Raw genomic sequence first — 574 nt, 5'->3', positions numbered from 1 at the left:
CAGTACGGTTGGGAAACCATTACGGAAGCTCTGAAATTCGGTGGCATCACTCACATGATGGACCGTCTATCTAATCCAGCGAAAATCAAGGCGTTCGAGCTTTCTGAAGAATTAAAAGACCTAATGCGTCCACTGTATAACAAGCACATGGACGATATTATCTCTGGTCATTTCTCTAGCACCATGATGGCTGACTGGGCAAATGATGATAAAAATCTTCTAGGATGGCGTGCAGAAACTGGTGAAACTGCATTTGAAAATTACCCAGAAACGGATGTTGAGATTTCTGAGCAAGAGTACTTCGACAACGGCATTCTAATGATTGCAATGGTCCGTGCTGGGGTTGAACTGGCATTTGAAGCGATGACAGCTTCTGGAATCATCGATGAATCAGCGTACTACGAGTCTCTACATGAACTTCCGTTGATTGCTAATACTATCGCACGTAAGCGTCTATATGAGATGAACGTGGTTATCTCTGATACGGCTGAATCTGGTAACTACCTATTTGCTAATGTAGCAACGCCGCTACTGCGTGAAAAATTCATGCCTTCTGTTAGTACAAACGTCAGTG

At 43.6% G+C, this 574-nt stretch carries 1 pseudogene; it reads left to right on the top strand.

Annotated elements, in window-relative coordinates:
• Window positions 1-574: pseudogene (locus tag R7R24_RS29080) on the top strand (ketol-acid reductoisomerase); the annotation flags it as partial.

This window comes from Vibrio sp. 704, assembly GCF_033339295.1.
This window is presented reverse-complemented; position numbering and strand designations above follow the sequence as displayed.